Origin of the sequence: uncultured Allobosea sp., from assembly GCF_945956895.1 — a bacterium.
In the GTDB taxonomy this organism is placed as follows: Bacteria; Pseudomonadota; Alphaproteobacteria; order Rhizobiales; family Beijerinckiaceae; genus Allobosea.
In genome coordinates, this window is record NZ_CAMFJF010000025.1 from 17,823 (window position 1) to 32,588 (window position 14,766).

Annotated in this window: 16 protein-coding genes; 11 read left to right on the top strand and 5 right to left on the bottom strand. The window is 66.9% G+C overall.

Annotated elements, in window-relative coordinates:
- Positions 1–80: 80 nt before the first annotated feature.
- Positions 81–740: an RNA pseudouridine synthase gene (locus tag Q0Q02_RS14575; RefSeq protein ID WP_293810502.1), complete on the bottom strand. Its 660-nt coding sequence runs from the start codon at positions 738–740 to the stop codon at positions 81–83.
- A 274-nt stretch (positions 741–1,014) separates the two neighbouring features.
- On the opposite strand from Q0Q02_RS14575, the gene ftsY reads away from it, so the two are divergent.
- The 4 genes from ftsY to Q0Q02_RS14595 all read left to right on the top strand — a co-directional run bounded on the left by ftsY (position 1,015) and on the right by Q0Q02_RS14595 (position 4,242).
- Entirely contained in the window at positions 1,015–2,283 is a 1,269-nt protein-coding gene (ftsY, locus tag Q0Q02_RS14580) for a signal recognition particle-docking protein FtsY (RefSeq protein ID WP_293810466.1), read from the top strand.
- Positions 2,284–2,291: 8 nt separating this feature from the next.
- A complete protein-coding gene (locus Q0Q02_RS14585; RefSeq protein WP_293810503.1) occupies positions 2,292–2,915 on the top strand; it encodes a septation protein A in 624 nt (207 codons plus the stop codon).
- Between the two features lie 203 nt (positions 2,916–3,118).
- Positions 3,119–3,532, top strand: a complete 414-nt coding sequence (locus Q0Q02_RS14590) for an MbcA/ParS/Xre antitoxin family protein (RefSeq protein ID WP_293810467.1) — start codon at positions 3,119–3,121, stop codon at positions 3,530–3,532.
- Positions 3,529–4,242 (top strand): RES family NAD+ phosphorylase, encoded by a 714-nt coding sequence (locus Q0Q02_RS14595; RefSeq protein WP_293810468.1) that lies wholly within the window; start codon positions 3,529–3,531, stop codon positions 4,240–4,242. Before Q0Q02_RS14590 ends, Q0Q02_RS14595 begins: the two co-directional genes overlap by 4 nt.
- 95 nt (positions 4,243–4,337) lie before the next feature.
- Here Q0Q02_RS14595 and Q0Q02_RS14600 read toward each other — a convergent pair whose 3' ends face one another.
- Positions 4,338–5,123 carry an SDR family NAD(P)-dependent oxidoreductase gene (locus Q0Q02_RS14600; RefSeq protein ID WP_293810469.1) on the bottom strand — a complete coding sequence of 262 codons (786 nt, stop codon included), beginning with the start codon at positions 5,121–5,123 and terminating at the stop codon, positions 4,338–4,340.
- 218 nt (positions 5,124–5,341) lie between these two features.
- Here Q0Q02_RS14600 and Q0Q02_RS14605 point away from each other — a divergent pair, with 218 nt between their 5' ends.
- Positions 5,342–5,677, top strand: coding sequence for a YkvA family protein (locus tag Q0Q02_RS14605; protein WP_293810504.1), 336 nt, complete (start codon positions 5,342–5,344; stop codon positions 5,675–5,677).
- Between the two features lie 167 nt (positions 5,678–5,844).
- Here Q0Q02_RS14605 and Q0Q02_RS14610 read toward each other — a convergent pair whose 3' ends face one another.
- Positions 5,845–6,819: an NADPH:quinone oxidoreductase family protein gene (locus Q0Q02_RS14610; protein ID WP_293810470.1), complete on the bottom strand. Its 975-nt coding sequence runs from the start codon at positions 6,817–6,819 to the stop codon at positions 5,845–5,847.
- A gap of 185 nt (positions 6,820–7,004) precedes the next feature.
- Here Q0Q02_RS14610 and Q0Q02_RS14615 point away from each other — a divergent pair, with 185 nt between their 5' ends.
- The 3 genes from Q0Q02_RS14615 (at position 7,005) to Q0Q02_RS14625 (ending at position 9,555) form a co-directional block, all read left to right on the top strand.
- Positions 7,005–7,616: a hypothetical protein gene (locus Q0Q02_RS14615; RefSeq protein ID WP_293810471.1), complete on the top strand. Its 612-nt coding sequence runs from the start codon at positions 7,005–7,007 to the stop codon at positions 7,614–7,616.
- A gap of 229 nt (positions 7,617–7,845) precedes the next feature.
- A complete protein-coding gene (rlmN, locus tag Q0Q02_RS14620; protein WP_293810472.1) occupies positions 7,846–9,072 on the top strand; it encodes a 23S rRNA (adenine(2503)-C(2))-methyltransferase RlmN in 1,227 nt (408 codons plus the stop codon).
- A 3-nt stretch (positions 9,073–9,075) separates the two neighbouring features.
- Entirely contained in the window at positions 9,076–9,555 is a 480-nt protein-coding gene (locus Q0Q02_RS14625; protein ID WP_293810473.1) for a hypothetical protein, read from the top strand.
- A 133-nt stretch (positions 9,556–9,688) separates the two neighbouring features.
- On the opposite strand, the gene ggt is transcribed toward Q0Q02_RS14625, so the two are convergent.
- Positions 9,689–11,425, bottom strand: a complete 1,737-nt coding sequence (gene ggt / locus Q0Q02_RS14630) for a gamma-glutamyltransferase (protein ID WP_293810474.1) — start codon at positions 11,423–11,425, stop codon at positions 9,689–9,691.
- A gap of 174 nt (positions 11,426–11,599) precedes the next feature.
- On the opposite strand from ggt, the gene Q0Q02_RS14635 reads away from it, so the two are divergent.
- The 3 genes from Q0Q02_RS14635 to Q0Q02_RS14645 all read left to right on the top strand — a co-directional run bounded on the left by Q0Q02_RS14635 (position 11,600) and on the right by Q0Q02_RS14645 (position 13,738).
- Positions 11,600–12,151 (top strand): LemA family protein, encoded by a 552-nt coding sequence (locus Q0Q02_RS14635; protein WP_293798575.1) that lies wholly within the window; start codon positions 11,600–11,602, stop codon positions 12,149–12,151.
- Positions 12,152–12,365: 214 nt separating this feature from the next.
- Positions 12,366–13,133 carry a TPM domain-containing protein gene (locus Q0Q02_RS14640; RefSeq protein WP_293810475.1) on the top strand — a complete coding sequence of 256 codons (768 nt, stop codon included), beginning with the start codon at positions 12,366–12,368 and terminating at the stop codon, positions 13,131–13,133.
- Positions 13,133–13,738: a TPM domain-containing protein gene (locus Q0Q02_RS14645; RefSeq protein WP_293810476.1), complete on the top strand. Its 606-nt coding sequence runs from the start codon at positions 13,133–13,135 to the stop codon at positions 13,736–13,738. Before Q0Q02_RS14640 ends, Q0Q02_RS14645 begins: the two co-directional genes overlap by 1 nt.
- A 207-nt stretch (positions 13,739–13,945) precedes the next feature.
- Here the strand turns inward: Q0Q02_RS14645 and Q0Q02_RS14650 are convergent, their stop codons facing one another.
- A complete protein-coding gene (locus tag Q0Q02_RS14650) occupies positions 13,946–14,713 on the bottom strand; it encodes a DUF1223 domain-containing protein (RefSeq protein WP_293810477.1) in 768 nt (255 codons plus the stop codon).
- Positions 14,714–14,766: the final 53 nt, after the last annotated feature.

Below are 14,766 nucleotides of genomic sequence, written 5' to 3' on the forward strand. Positions count from 1 at the left end.
GCGCTTCCGATCAAGGTTCAGGCATGGATTCCGGGTCTCCCTTCGGTCGCCAGGGATGACACGCGCGGAGTGGTCACCCTCTACGCGCTCCACCCGCAAGCCCGCAGCGCCGCCAGCATGTGAGCCGGAGGCGGCGCCTCGACCGTGATCGGATCGCGCTTCTTGTAGAGCGGCACGGTGATCGCCCTTGCATGAAGCTGGAGGCCGGGGCCGCCCTCGCGCGGGGCGTCGCCATAGATCTCATCGCCGAGCATCGGCCAGCCCGAGGCCTGGCAGTGGACGCGCAATTGATGCGTGCGCCCGGTCAGCGGTTCCAGCGCGAGCCAGGCGAGCGGGCCATGCTCGCTCTCGCCGCGGCCCAGAACGCGATAGCGGGTCTGCGAGGGCAGGCCGGCGGGATCGACCTTCATCCACCAGCCGCGCTCCGGCGAGCGTTTGGCGAGGGGAAGGTCGATCAATCCTTCGTCCTGCGCGGGGTGGCCCAGCACGATCGCCCAATAGGTCTTGTCGATGCGCCCGTCGCGAAACATCTGGTTGAGCTCGGCCATGGCGCGGGGATGACGGCCGAGCACGAGACAGCCGGAGGTGTCCTTGTCGAGCCGGTGAGCGGCTTCCGGCTTGCGCGGCAGGCCGAAGCGCAGTGCGTCGAGATAATCGGTCAGCACCGGGATGATGCGACGCTTGGCCTGGGGACCGCGATGCGAGGGCAGGCCGGCGGGCTTGTCGATGACGAGCATCATGGCGTCGCGATAGAGCAGCGGCACCGGCAGTTCGGCGTCGCCCTGCTCGTGGGATTGCGAATTTTCTGGTCGGTCCGGCTGCGCCATGGCATTGCGATAGCGCGCTTTCCGTTCGACCGAAACGGTCGAACGATCAGAATTCGCGCAGAGTCAAAAAAGACGCTGGAGCACGTTCTTATCGCAAAGGTGGTACCCACCTTTGCGGAACGGGCTCCGACGAAGCCGGCACGGCGGCGCAACCTGATATGCCCGCCGAACCGAAGACAGGACGACGATGAGCGAGACCGAACCGAAAAAGCGCGGCTTCTTTTCGAGGCTGTTCGGACGCGACGAGGAACCGGCCAAGCCGGTGCCCGCCCCGGAGACGGTGACCGAGCAGGTTGTGGAGCCGGTCGAGGAATCGAAGCCGGAACCCGAAGAGGTTGCTTCTCCGCCAGCTGCGGAGGCGGAAGCGCTTGTCGTCCAGGCGCCGGTCCCTGAGCCCGTCTCACCGCCTGTTCCGGTTGAAGACGTTGCGCCTCCGGCCGAGCCGGAACCGGAATCCGAGGTTACCGTTGCCTCGTTGCCAGCTCCCGAGCCCGCTCCTGCCCCTACGCCGCAGCCGAAGCGGAGCTGGTGGCGGCGGCTGACCGAGGGACTGTCGCGGACCTCATCGGCGCTGACGACGGGGATCACCGACCTCTTCACCAAGCGCAAGCTCGATGCCGGCACGCTCGAGGATCTCGAAGACATCCTGATCCAGGCCGATCTCGGCCTTGCGACCTCGGCGAAGATCGCCAAGGCGGTCGGTGACGGCCGCTACGACAAGCAGATCGAGCCGGCCGAGGTGAAGGCGATCCTGGCGCGGGAGGTCGAGACGATCCTTCTGCCCGTCGCCCAGCCGCTGGCGATCGACGCCACGAAAAAGCCGTTCGTGCTGCTGATGGTCGGGGTCAATGGCTCCGGCAAGACCACGACGATCGGCAAGCTCGCGGCGAAATTCCGCGCCGAGGGCAAATCCGTGATGCTCGCGGCCGGCGACACCTTCCGCGCCGCGGCGATCGAGCAATTGCGGGTCTGGGGCGAGCGCACCGGGGCCGAGGTCGTCTACGGTCAGCAGGGCGCCGATGCGGCGGGCCTCGCCTTCGAGGCGCTGCAGAAGGCCAAGGCAGACAATACCGACGTGCTGCTGGTCGACACGGCCGGTCGCTTGCAGAACAAGCAGGGGCTCATGGACGAGCTTGCGAAGGTCGTGCGCGTCATCCGCAAGCAGGACCCGAGCGCCCCGCATGCGGCCCTGCTCGTGCTCGACGCCACCGTCGGCCAGAACGCGATTTCGCAGGTCGAGGCCTTCCGCGAGACGGCGGGCGTAACCGGGCTCGTCATGACCAAGCTCGACGGCACGGCGCGCGGCGGCATCCTGGTGGCGCTGGCGGCGCAATTCGGCCTGCCCGTGCATTTCATCGGCGTCGGCGAGAGCGTCGACGATCTGGAGCCGTTCTCGGCGCGCGATTTCGCGCGGGCCGTGGCGGGCATGGAATCAGCTTCAGGAGAGGCCGCGTGAGCGAGACGATGCAGCAACCGGCCGAGGTGGCGGGCAAGGGCAAGGCGGTCAATCCGCTCCTGAAGCTCGCGCTGGAATTCGGGCCGCTGGCGATCTTCTTCTTCGCCAATTCCTATGGCGACCGGCTGTTCCATGTTGCCGAGGACCGGCGCATCTTCGTCGCGACCGGCATCTTCATCGCGGCATCGCTGATCGCACTGGCGCTGTCGCGGGCGCTGATGGGCTATCTGCCGCGCATGGCGATCGTGAACGCGATCGTCGTTACCGTCTTCGGCGGTTTGACGCTGGCGCTGGACGACGCCTTCTTCATCAAGGTCAAGCCGACCATCGTGAATTCGCTGTTCGGCTGCGTTCTGCTCGGCGGTTTGTTCTTCGGGCGCTCGCTGCTCTCGCTGGTGCTGGAGACGGTGCTGCAGCTCGACGAGGAGGGCTGGCGCAAGCTGACCTTCCGCTGGGGCCTGTTCTTCTTCGTGCTGGCGGCGCTGAACGAGGTGGTCTGGCGCACGCAGACCCAGGATTTCTGGGTCGCCTTCAAGGTCTGGGGCGTGATGCCGCTGACCATGGCCTTCGCGCTGGCGCAGACGCCGTTGATCCTGAAGCACGAGATCAAGCCGGCAAAAACCGAAGAGTAAGGCCCAGCAATCTCTACGCTGTCATCCCGGGCGGAGCGAAGCGCAGACCCGGGATCCATGCCTGAACCTAGATCGGAAACGCTCCGGCATGGATCCCGGATCGGCGCGACTTCGTCGCTTGTCCGGGATGACGACGGTGCTTTGGGCGTCTCTTGCCATTTGGCAGGATTATCTCCATTTTATGCCAAATGGAGAGCGATGCCATGACGGCCCTGCTGCGCATCGAGACGGCCCAGCGCGATTTCGTCCCTGACCCCATCACGGATGACGAGGCGGCGGCGATGTTCCGCGCCGCCGTCAACCTGTTCCGGCTCTGGCGGATCACCGACGAGGACGCGGCGGTGCTGATCGACCTGCCGGTCAGGAGCTATCGGCGCTGGAAGGCCGGCGAGATCGGCCGCATCTCGCGCGACGGCAAGGCGCGGCTCTCGAATCTGATGGGTATTCACAAGGCGTTGCGCCTGATCTTTACCGAGCCGCAGCGCGGCTATGACTGGATCAAGCTGGCCAATGCCGATTTCGGCGGGAAATCGGCGCTGGATGTCATGCTCGGCGGCGAGCTCACGGATTTGATGCGGGTGCGGCGCCTGCTCGATGCCGAGCGAGGCGCCTGGTGATCGATCCGGCGAGCCTGCCGGTCGCGGAACTTGAGTGGCGCGGCGCGGTCCGGATCATCCGCAGCATCTTTCCGCCGATCGACCTGTTCGAGGACATCGCCGATCCTGCCGACTGGCCGCTTCTGATCGCGGCCGAGCAGAAGACCAATCCGCGCCTGATGGAGACGATCGGCAATCTCGATCTGGTGCCGGCGGAGCGGCGCGTCTCGGGGCCGGGCGCGAGCTGGCTGATGGCGCCCTTCACTCATGTCAGCCCGGACCGGCCGAGCCGCTTCAGCGATGGCAGCTTCGGCGCGCTCTATGTCGGCGACCGCTTCGAGGTGGCGCTGCTGGAGACGATCCACCATCACGCCCGCTTCATGCTGGCGACGTCCCAGCCTCCGGGCTGGACCTCGCAATTCCGCGAGATCGTGCTGGACGTCGATGCGCAGCTTCACGATATCCGGCCGCTCGGGGCCGAAGCTGCGCCGGTGCTCGATCCCGTGGACTATGCTGCGAGCCAGGCGCTTGGCATCGGCTTGCGGGGGCTCGGCTCGGCCGGAATCGCCTATCCCAGCGTGCGCTGCCCCGGCGGCGAATGCGTCGGGCTGTTCTATCCCGACGGCGCCGGCCACCCCGTGCAGGGGCGGCATCTCGACTATCACTGGAATGGCGAGCGCGTGGACCTCTACCGGGACCGCAGCGCCGGCGAGGTTTTTCGGATCGTCTGAGGTCGTCATTGCGAGAAGCGCAGCGACGAAGCAATCCAGGGGCGGCAGAGCTCTACGTCCCCCTGGATTGCTTCGCTACGCTCGCAATGACGGTACTATTTCGGCGCCAAGCGAATCGCGCCGTCGAGGCGGATCGCAGTGCCGTTCAGCATGTCGTTCTCGATGATGCTGCGGGCGAGCGCGGCATATTCCGCTGGGCGGCCGAGGCGCGAGGGATGCGGCACCGAGACCGCGAGCGAGGCCTTGGCCTCGTCGGGGAGGCCGGCGAACATCGGCGTTTCGAACAGGCCGGGCATGATCGTGACGATGCGGATGCCGACACCGGCCAGATCGCGCGCAATCGGCAGGGTCATGCCGACGACGCCGGCCTTGGAGGCGGCATAGGCAGCCTGACCGATCTGGCCGTCCTCGGCCGCGACCGAGGCCGTGCAGATGATGACGCCACGGCTGCCATCCTCGGTGACGGGATCGAGTCCGGCGAGCGCGACCGCCGATTTGGCGATGACGCGGAATGTGCCGTTCAGGTTGATCGCGACCGCCTTCTCGAAGGTGGCGAGGTCATGCGCGACAAGCTCGCCAGTATCGCGCTTCCTCGAGACGACACGGCGGCCGGGCGCGATGCCGGCACAGTTGACGATGACGCGGGCGACGCCATGGGCGGCACGCGCCTTGGCCAGCGCCTCGTCGACGGAAGCTTCGCTGGTGACGTCGCAGAGGGCGAAGACGCCGCCAATGTCCCTGGCGATGGCCTCGCCGCGCTCGGCATTGAGATCGAGCAGCGCGACCTTGACGCCCTGGCCCGCCAGCATGCGCGCGGTCGCCTCGCCGAGGCCGGAGGCGCCACCGGTGACGATGGCGGCGAAGGAGGAATCGAGTTTCATGGCGCGTTTCCCGTCAATCTTGTTCTGACAGCCGGTTTAGAGGGCGCCTCGCGCTGTTCCAAGCGGGTTTTCGGAACCGCCTCTTGTGCAGGATTGCGCCGGGGCCATCTTTCGACATGGCGCGCCAATGACGGCTGCGCGATCATCGGCATCACCGGATGCCAAGGAGTGAGACAGGGATGAGCGAGGGGTTCAGCGCAAGCTTCAGCCGCGAGGAGATGGAGGCGATCCGCAAGAGCCTGCGCGACGAAGCGAAGTTCGGCGCCGATTTCATGGCCCGGCTCAAGCGCGTCGCGAAGCGTATTCCGTTTGCCGAGGATCTGCTGGCGGCGTGGTTCTGCGCGCGCGATCCGGCGACGCCACGGCGGGTGCGGCTGACGCTGCTCGCCGCGCTCGGCTATTTCGTGCTGCCGGTGGATGCCATCCCCGACATCATGCCGCTGATCGGCTTCACCGACGATGCCGCGGTGATCGCAGCGGCCATCGCGGCCGTCGCCGGCTCGATCACGATCGAGCATCGCGAGCGGGCGAAGAAGGCGATGGCGGAGCTTTAGTCAGCTTTCACCGAAACACGCCGTCATCCCGGACAAGCGGCGCAGCCGCGCCGATCCGGGATCCATCGGAGGGTGCCGGTGCTTTACGATGGATCCCGGATCTCCGCTTCGCTACGTCCGGGATGACGGCGGTGGTTTTCATCCGGGCATGAGACAAGCTGGAATCGTCACAGCGTCAGCACGATCTTGCCCTTGGCCTTGCGGTCGGCGATCAGCGCATAGGCCTCGGTCCAGCGCTCCAGCGGTATCGTGGCATGGACATGGGCGCGGATATGGCCGCCCGCCGCCCAGTCCAGCAGGCGTTCCATGTTGCGGCGATGGCTGGCCGGATCGCGCGCGACGAACTGGCCCCAGAAGACGCCGCGCAGGTCGCAGCCCTTCAGCAGCAAGAGGTTGATCGGGATTTTCGGGATCTCGCCGCCAGCGAAGCCGACCACGAGATAGCGCCCCTCCCAGGCCATCGAGCGCAGGGCGGGTTCGGCCAACTCCCCGCCGACCGTATCGTAGAGCACGTCGACGCCGCGGCCCTCGGTGATTTTCCTCAGTTCTGCGCGGATATCGTCGCGCGCATAGTCGATCTCCTCCTGCGCGCCATGCTCGCGGGCGAGCGCGAGCTTGTCGGCCGAAGAGGCGCAGGCGATGACATGGGCGCCGAGAAGAGCGCCGATCTCGACCGCCGCGAGCCCGGCTCCGCCTGAAGCGCCGAGAACCGCGAGCGTCTCGCCGGCCTTGAGTCCGGCGCGCTGGATCAGTCCGTGCATGGCGGTGCCATAGGTGACGAAGAGGCCGGCGGCCTGGGCATCGTCGAGCCGGTCGGGAATGCGGATGATTTGATCGGCGGAGACGGCCACCTTTTCGCGAGCTGCGCCATAGCCCAGCCAGGCCGCGACGCGCTCGCCGACTTGCCAGCCGCTCACGCCCTCGCCGATGGCGGCGATGGTGCCGGCGCATTCGGCCGAGGGCGAGAAGGGGAAGGCCGGCTTGGTCTGGTAGCGGCCCTGGATGATCAGCGTATCGAAGAAATTGAGGGCGGCGGCCTTCACCGCGACGACGACCTCGCCGGGGCCGGGCTCAGGATCGGGCAGGTCGCGGATCACCAGTTCCTCGGCCGGTCCGTGATGGTCGCAGAGCAGGGCCTTCATCGTCGATCCGCCTTCGTCGTCATCGCTTTCGATTCTGGCATGGCTGGAGGCGGCACGAAACCGCCCCGCCGCCATTCGCATTTTCGCCAGGATCGTGACACTCTATGCCGCCGTCCCCGCGTGAGCGCGCCTGATCAACAGGTGGTAAACGCGGTATTAAGATTTTTAGTGACTGATGGCGGTCCATGATCAGCTCGTTCCTCCGCACCCGCGACGCCGCTCTTTCCCGCTCCGCCATCGCGCTCGGCCTGATGGCCGGCGTTCTCGGCGTGGCCACCCTGCCGGCCGAGGCGGCTCCCGCCAAGCCGAAGCCCGCCGCGGCGACCGCGACCGCCGCCGCTCCGGCTCCCGGCCAAGGCCAGGCCATGCTGCTGGAAAGCGCCGGCAAGTGGCAGGCCTTCTCGTCGCAGCAGGGCCGCTCCAAGGTCTGCTATGCCCTGTCCAAGGCCGAGACCCGCATCCCCGCGAATCTCAAGGATGTCGAAGGTCTGCTCTTCGTCTCCAGCCGCCCGGGCGAGGGCGTGCGCAACGAGATCAGCTTCGTGATGAATTTCGACCTCAAGGAAGGGGTCGAGCATCAGGCGATCATCGGCAACGAGCGCTTTGCGCTGGTCGCCAAGGGCCAGAACATGTGGCTGAAGAACCCGGCCGAGGAGCCGCGCATGCTCGACGCGTTGCGCCGCGGCTCCGGGCTGGAGATCAAGGGCACCTCCAAGCGTGGCAACCCGACCAGCGACAAGTACTCGCTCGCGGGCATCAGCCAGATCGTGAAGCGGGCCGAGGACGCCTGCAAGTAAGGCGATCGGCGGCGCTGTGAGGCCGAGTGGGAAGGCTCGTCATGCTCGGGCCTGATCCGAGCATGACGAGCCAAAAGAAACTCACAGCGCCTTCTCGTCCGGAGATTCTCGGGTCTGCGCTGCGCTCCGCCCGAGAATGACGGCGAGGGTCGATTTCCGATTTTCTCTGAATTGTGCTAGGGAGCCGCGAAATCCCGCGCCTTCCCCGATGGGCGACGACAGAGCTCCGATGACCGCATCCGTTCCCGCTACCGCCGCTCCGGCGGCCGAACCCGTTTTGCGACGCCCCTCGCTGGTCGGGCGCACCCGCGCCGGCCTGCTTGAGGCGCTGGCCGAGATCGGCGTGCCCGAGAAGGAGCGGCGCATGCGCGTCGGCCAGCTCTGGAACTGGATCTACCATTACGGCGTGCGCGAATTCGACGCGATGACGACGATCGGCAAGGGCTTGCGCGGACAGCTCGCCGAGCGCTTCTCGCTCGACCTGCCGACCGTGACCGCCGAGCAGGTCTCGACCGACGGCACCCGCAAATGGCTGATGCGCATGCCCTCGACCGGCCCGCATGATCGCGGCGCCGAGATCGAATGCGTCTATATCCCCGAGGTCGACCGCGGCACGCTCTGCGTCTCCAGCCAGGTTGGCTGCACGCTGACCTGCACCTTCTGCCATACCGGCACGCAGCGCCTGGTGCGTAATCTCAAGACCGAGGAGATCGTCGCCCAGGTGATGGTGGCGCGCGACCGGCTCGGCGATTTCCCGAACCGCAAGGCGCCTGACGGCGCGTTCGTGCCGAATGATGGCGGGCGCTTCGTCTCGAACATCGTCTTCATGGGCATGGGCGAGCCGCTTTACAATTTCGACGGCGTGCGCGACGCGATCGGCGTGATCACCGACGATCAGGGTCTGTCGCTCGGGCGCCGGCGGATCACCGTCTCGACCTCGGGCGTGGTGCCGCAGATCGGCCCGCTCGGCGAGGAGATGGGCACGATGCTGGCGATCTCGCTGCATGCGGTGCGCGACGACCTGCGCAACGAGCTGGTGCCGCTCAACAAGAAATACCCGATCAAGGACTTGCTCGACGCCTGCCGGAACTATCCGGGGCTCTCGAATGCGAAACGGATAACGTTTGAGTACGTCATGCTGAAGGGCGTGAACGATTCCGATGCCGAGGCGCGCGAGCTCGTCCGCCTGCTCAAGGGCATTCCGGCCAAGATCAACCTGATCCCGTTCAATCCCTGGCCCGGCACCAAATACGAGTGCTCGGACTGGGATCGGATCGAGCGCTTCTCCGAGATCGTCTTCCGCGCGGGCTATGCCTCGCCGGTGCGCACGCCGCGCGGGCGCGACATTCTCGCCGCCTGCGGCCAGCTCAAGAGTGAAACGGAAAAGCTTTCCGCCCGTGCCCGCCTGATGCTGGATGAGGCGCAGGCTGCTGCCCCTGCTGTCGCGGCGGAATAAGCCTTGCTGCGCTGGATCCTGTTGATCCCCTTCGCCTGCCTCGTCGCGATGGGGGCTGGCGTGTTCTTCCTGGGAATGGCGAGTTTTGCTTCGCCCGCCGTGGCCATGCTGATCGGCGGCGGCATCGAGCGATTGATCGATATCCTGTTTGGGCTCGCCGAGAGCGGCGTCGATCCGGCACCTGCCGCGCAGGCGGCCTTCGCCCTGATCGGCAAGCTCGGGATGGCGATCATCGTCGCGCCGGTCGTGCTGGTCGCGGTCGGCTCGGAGCTGTTCCGCTTGCGCAGCGGCCTGCTCCAGAGTGGCTTCACCGGGCTGCTGGCTGCGCTATTGCCGCTCGCCATGCTGAGATTGTCGCGGGCGCCGAGCACGGCCGAGATCCAGATCATCTCGGGGCTCTTCCTGGTCGGAGCGGCGACGGGCTTCGTCTACTGGCTGATCGCCGGGCGCGGAGCCGGCGGCGAGCGTCCGGCGCAGCCGTGATCCTCACGCGTCATTCTCGGGCGAAGCGAAGCGCAGAGCCCCAAGAATCTCTCGCAGGATAGGGCTCGGCGAAGCGCCTCCTTCGGCATGAGATGCTCGGGCCAAGCCCGAGCATGACGGAGCTTCATGCCGCTCAATCCCCGATCGCGACGCCCTCGCGGCGGCCGTCGGCGCCACCCAGAAAGCCTTCCGGCGTCTTGACGATGGCCTGCGTGCCCGAGGTCATCTCCAGCAGGCGGACCTCGTGTCCCTTCGCTTCGAGCGCGGCCTTCCAGGCCTCGGCCTCGGTGCCCTTTTCCAGTTCGGTCGGGCCGTTGCGGCTGCCGAAATTGCCGAAATCGACGGCCTGTTGCGGGTCCATCTTCCAGTCGAGCAGAGCGATGAGCGTCTTGCCGACATAGCCGATGATCTGGCTGCCGCCGGGCGAGCCGACCACGGCATGGAGCCGGCCGAAAGCATCGAAGACCAATGTCGGCGCCATCGAGGAGCGCGGGCGCTTGCCCGCTTCGACGCGGTTGGCGACGGGCTTGCCGTCCTCCTCCGGCGCGAAATTGAAATCGGTCAGCTCGTTGTTGAGCAGGAAGCCACCCTTGGTCATCAGGCGCGAGCCGAACCCGTCCTCGATCGTCGTGGTCATGGCGACGGCGTTGCCGTCGGCGTCGACGACGGAGATATGGCTGGTGCCGTTCTCGACGCCGTCGGAGGGCGCCAGCAGTTGCGCCCGCTTGTTCGGGGGATTGCCTGCCTTTGCGCGGCCCATCGAGCGTTCGGGGCTGATCAGGCCGGCCCGCGAGCGGACATAGTCGCGGTCGATCAGGCCGCTGACGGGCACGCTGATGAAGGTGGGGTCGGCGAGATAGAGCGCGCGATCGGCGAAGGCGAGCCGGCCGGTCTCGCTGAACCAGTGCGCAGCCTCGGCGCCCGGCCCCATGCGGCGCAGATCCTGGCCTTCGAGCATGCCGAGCATCTGCTGGAGCGCGACGGCGCCCGAGCTTGGCGGGCCCATGCCGCACAGGCGCCAGATGCGATAGGCGCCACAGACCGCCTCGCGCTCCTCGACCTTGTAGGCGGCGAGATCGGCAAGCGTGATGTCGCCGGGATTGGTCGGATGGCCGGTGACCGTCGCGACGATGTCCTCGGCGATCGGGCCCTTGTAGAAGGCTTCCGAGCGCTGTGCCGCCACGGCGCGCAGCGTCGCAGCGAAGGCCGGGTTTTTCAGGACGGTGCCGACCGCCTTGGGCTTGCCGTCAGGCTCGTAGAAATAGGCGGCGGCCAGCGCGTTTTTCGGCAGGTCCTTCTCACCAGCGAGCAAGCCGTTGAGACGCGGCGAGATTGCGAAGCCTTCCTCCGCCAGTTTTAGCGCAGGCGCCACGACATCGGCCCAGGGCAGCTTGCCCCAGCGGCGATGCGCCTCTTCCAGCAGCTTCAGCGTGCCGGGCACGCCGACTGAGCGGCCGCCGACCACGGCCTCCTTGAACGGCATCGGCTTGCCATCCTTCATGAAGCGATCGGGCTTGGCGGCGGCCGGCGCGGTCTCGCGGCCGTCGAGCGTCGTCACCTTGCGGCTGGCCTCGTCCCAATGGACGAAGAAGGCGCCGCCGCCGATGCCGGAGCTCTGCGGCTCGACGAGATTGAGGACGAACTGGATGGCGATGGCGGCGTCCGTCGCGCTGCCGCCCGCGCGCAGGATGTCGCGGCCCGCCGTCGCGGCCAGCGGATTGGCGGCGGCGGCCATGAAGTGCTGGGCCGTGCCGAGCGTCTTGGCGGTGCGCCCGGTCGCGGCCTCGGGAGCGGGTGCTTGCGGCTGGGCGACGGCGATCTGGGTGGCCAGCAAGGCTGGCGACAAGGCGAGTAGGAGAGACAGGCGCATGGCGGAACTCCGATGAGAAACGCAGGATAGGCCATTCGTCGCGGCGTGACAGCTTGGAGGGGCGGGCGCTGGCGAGTAAGGTCCGAATCGATTGTTCTGACGTTGCCAAAAGGGGTTTTCGGCATGTCGTTTTCGACCCATCTTCGCCGGCCGCTCACCTGGCTTGTCCTCGGCATGCTCGGCGTCGTGCTCGCCGGCTGCGGCTACAACAACGTTCCCACGCTGGAGGAAAAGGCGAAAGCCGCCTGGTCCGAGGTGCAGAACCAGTATCAGCGCCGCGCCGACCTGATCCCCAATCTCGTCGAGACGGTGAAGGGCTATGCCGCGCAGGAGCGCGAGGTCCTGACCGCCGTGGTCGAGGCCCGCGCCAAGGCGAGCCAGGTCAAGGTCGATGCCTCCACGATCAACGACCCCGCGAAGTTCAAGGAGTACCAGGACGCGCAGAATCAGCTCACCGGCGCTCTCGGGCGTCTGCTCGTCACGGTCGAGCGCTATCCTGAGCTGAAGTCCAACCAGAATTTCCTCGCCCTGCAGTCGCAGCTCGAGGGCACCGAGAACCGCGTCGCGGTGGCCCGGCGCGACTACATCCAGGCCGTGCAGGCCTTCAACACCGAGATCCGCACCTTCCCGGGCGTGATCTGGGCGAAGCTGTTCTGGGGCGCCAAGCCGATGGAGACGTTCGCGGCGACGGCTGGCGCCGAGCGACCGCCGGCGGTGAAGTTCTGAAGGGCCTATGGTCTCGCCAAAAGAGGCACGGGGAACCCCTCTCCCGAGCGTGAGAGGGGCAGGGGTGAGGGCAGGACGGGAAACGTCTTGGCCGAGCCCTTGCCGCGGCAGCGGTTGGCTCGGAACTCTAATGGTCCAACGGCCTACACCTCACCCCTGCCCCTCTCCTTACAGGAGAGGGATTCTGCGTTGCGTTTCCGTATTCTTCCTTTTTTTGCTTTGCACTTTCTTCGCCCTCGCAGCCGAGCTTTCCTATCCCGCGCTGACCGGGCGGGTCGTCGACGGCGCCAATCTGCTGGCGCCTGATGTCCGGCAGCGGATCGCGGACAAGCTCAAGGCGCATGAGGACAAGACCTCGGATCAGGTCGTCGTCGCGACCGTGCCCTCGCTGCAGGACGTCACGATCGAGGATTTCGCCAACGGGCTCTTTCGGCACTGGAAGCTCGGCGAGAAGGCGAAGAACAACGGCGCCCTGCTGATCGTCGCGCCGAAGGAGCGCAAGGTCCGCATCGAGGTCGGCTATGGCCTGGAAGGGGCGCTGACCGATGCGCTCTCCAAGGTCATCATCACCACGGCGATCGCGCCCAAATTCAAGACCGGTGATTTCGCCGGGGGAATCGAGGCCGGCGTCGATGCGATCCTGACCATCCTCGCCGGCGATGCCGAGGAATGGCAGCGCAAGGCCGAAGTGCGCTCGGACGAAAGCACGCTGGGCGAGGATATCGCGGTCATCATCGCGATGATCTTCATCTTCCTGTTCATCGTCGCCTTCCTGCGCGGCTTGAGCCAGCAGGGCGGGGTGCGCCGACATCGCCTGCGCAACGGCCAATGGGTGACCCTGCCGCAGAGTACGGGCTGGAGCACCGGCTCGGGCTCCAGCTCGGGCTGGAGCGGCGGCGGGGGCGGCTGGAGCTCGGGCGGCGGCGGATTTTCAGGTGGCGGCGGCTCCTCGGGCGGCGGCGGGGCTTCGGGAGACTGGTGATGGATGCAGCCGACAGGGACGCGATCGCGGAAGCCGTGCGCCGGGCCGAGATGCAGACGGCGGGCGAGATCGTCGTGGTGGTTGACCGGGCGGCGTCGAGCTATCGCAACGTGCCGGCGATGATGGCGCTGACGCTCGCGCTGTTCGTGCCCTGGCCGCTGTTGTGGCTGACGGTGATGAGTGCGCCGCGCATCTTCCTGATCCAGTTGATCTGCGCAGCCGGCCTGCTGGCGGCCTTGCTCTGGTACGGCCGCGGCGGGCGCTTCGTGCCGGGCTTCGTCAAGCGCCGGCGCGCGCATGACGCGGCCTTGCGCGAGTTCACGGCACGCGGGCTGACGCGAACGAAGGGGCGCACCGGCGTGCTGCTCTATATCGCCCTGCAGGAGCGCTATGCCGAGATCCTGGCCGATACCGGCATCGACGGGCTGGTCGAGAAGGATACCTGGCGCGGCATCATCGAGCCGCTGCTCGCTGCCGCACGGGAGGATCGCCTGACCGAAGGATTGATCGCCGCCGTCGGTTCGGTCGGGGCGGTGCTGGGACAGCATGTGCCGCCAGTGCCCGGCGATGTCGACGAGCTCTCGAACAAGGTGATCCTGCTGTAGTACAGCTCTCTATCTCTTTGATCTCGCATCGGCTTTTCTCGAAAACCGCGTTCCACTTTTCGGGCCGATGCTCTATCCGGCGGGCCGTCATTGCGAGGAGCGTCAGCGACGAAGCAATCCAGGGGGACTGGGCTGAAGCGTTTGGCCCAGTCCCCCTGGATTGCTTCGCTGCGCTCGCAATGACGGTTCAGGGAGAACGGAAGAAGCTCAGCGCTTAGCCAACCCCTTGGCGGCGCCGAGGATCGCGCCGGGCATCATCAGGCCGTGCTTGCCGGGCCATTCGGCCTGGACGATCACGACATAGCCGTCGGCCTCCGGTGCCTGGGTGGCCGAGAGCGGTGCGGTGACGGTCGTCTCCTTGCCGGTCCAGTCGCCGACGCGGACCATGCCGCGCACGACATTGGCGTAGGTCAGCGTGCGGCCCTGGTTCTCGCCACGCGTCACTGGTACCGCCGCCTGACGCGTGGTCGGCAACACCCAGATGCCGGCCGTGGCCTCGCTTTCGTCGCTCGCCGGAGCGACGTGAATCTGGAGGGAGCCGTTCTCCTCCTTCAGGGCGATCCGGGCGGTGAATCCGGTCGCGGCGACCTGGTTCACTGCCTTCTCGATCTCGGCCCGTTCCGAGCCGATCGCATGGGCGGCGCCGTTGATGACGACCTGAGGGGTGTAGACCTGCCCATCGCCGCGGGCCTTGGCGTAGAATTTCTGGCGCTTGGCGAAGGAATCCTTTCCGAGCGTGTCCTTCCAGCCGAGATAGTCCCAATAGGTCACCGGCAGGGTGAGCGCGATCAGCGTGGGGTCCTTGGCCAGCTCGACGACCAGCGCGTCGGCCGGCGGGCAAGAGGAGCAACCCTGGCTGGTGAAGAGTTCGATTACCGCCTTGGGCGCTTTTGCCGGCGTCTGCGCCTGCGCTGCCGCCATGCCGAGGGCAAAAGCTGCAACGGTCGCTGCGAGGAGGCGCGGGCGCGGGGACATGATCGGGACTCTGCGGATAACTTCTTTTCCGGAGGTTACCAAAGCCCGCAATC

What these genes read in the sequence shown, in the direction of transcription:
- Q0Q02_RS14585 (WP_293810503.1), top strand. Translation starts at nt 2,292, where the DNA reads ATGCAGCAACCGGCCGAGGTGGCGGGCAAGGGCAAGGCGGTCAATCCG.
- Q0Q02_RS14615 (WP_293810471.1), top strand. Translation starts at nt 7,005, where the DNA reads ATGATCAGCTCGTTCCTCCGCACCCGCGACGCCGCTCTTTCCCGCTCC.
- Q0Q02_RS14645 (WP_293810476.1), top strand. Translation starts at nt 13,133, where the DNA reads ATGGATGCAGCCGACAGGGACGCGATCGCGGAAGCCGTGCGCCGGGCC.
- Q0Q02_RS14600 (WP_293810469.1), bottom strand. Translation starts at nt 5,123, where the DNA reads ATGAAACTCGATTCCTCCTTCGCCGCCATCGTCACCGGTGGCGCCTCC.
- ggt (WP_293810474.1), bottom strand. Translation starts at nt 11,425, where the DNA reads ATGCGCCTGTCTCTCCTACTCGCCTTGTCGCCAGCCTTGCTGGCCACC.
- Q0Q02_RS14610 (WP_293810470.1), bottom strand. Translation starts at nt 6,819, where the DNA reads ATGAAGGCCCTGCTCTGCGACCATCACGGACCGGCCGAGGAACTGGTG.
- Q0Q02_RS14650 (WP_293810477.1), bottom strand. Translation starts at nt 14,713, where the DNA reads ATGTCCCCGCGCCCGCGCCTCCTCGCAGCGACCGTTGCAGCTTTTGCC.
- rlmN (WP_293810472.1), top strand. Translation starts at nt 7,846, where the DNA reads ATGACCGCATCCGTTCCCGCTACCGCCGCTCCGGCGGCCGAACCCGTT.
- Q0Q02_RS14575 (WP_293810502.1), bottom strand. Translation starts at nt 740, where the DNA reads ATGATGCTCGTCATCGACAAGCCCGCCGGCCTGCCCTCGCATCGCGGT.
- Q0Q02_RS14635 (WP_293798575.1), top strand. Translation starts at nt 11,600, where the DNA reads ATGCTCGGCGTCGTGCTCGCCGGCTGCGGCTACAACAACGTTCCCACG.
- Q0Q02_RS14605 (WP_293810504.1), top strand. Translation starts at nt 5,342, where the DNA reads ATGGAGGCGATCCGCAAGAGCCTGCGCGACGAAGCGAAGTTCGGCGCC.
- Q0Q02_RS14590 (WP_293810467.1), top strand. Translation starts at nt 3,119, where the DNA reads ATGACGGCCCTGCTGCGCATCGAGACGGCCCAGCGCGATTTCGTCCCT.
- ftsY (WP_293810466.1), top strand. Translation starts at nt 1,015, where the DNA reads ATGAGCGAGACCGAACCGAAAAAGCGCGGCTTCTTTTCGAGGCTGTTC.